This window comes from Vallitalea sediminicola (assembly GCF_054408565.1).
The window spans coordinates 1-246 of sequence record NZ_BTPT01000428.1; the positions used below are offsets into that span (position 1 = coordinate 1).

The window sequence follows — 246 nt, forward strand, 5'->3', positions numbered from 1 at the left end:
TAAAGCAGCCGCCACCAAGAGCCGCAATCACTCCGAAAAAATCAAAGACAGAAAGAGAGGAACGCTAATGGTGAAAAGGCAAAGAGTTATACAGCTTCATTTTATGGTATCGCCCGAAGAACGAGGCATGATAAACGAAAAAATGGCGAGCATCGGCACAAAAAACATGGGTGCTTATCTCCGTAAAATGGCGGTGGACGGGCTTATCATTCACCTTCATACCGCCGATGTGAGAGAGCTTGTGAG

1 protein-coding gene is annotated in these 246 nt (G+C 46.3%); it reads left to right on the top strand.

The window, feature by feature from the left end; translation table 11 throughout:
• Positions 1-67: 67 nt before the first annotated feature.
• On the top strand, positions 68-246 hold a 179-nt coding region (locus tag ACX6CF_RS27305), incomplete at its 3' end, for a plasmid mobilization protein (RefSeq protein WP_458788509.1).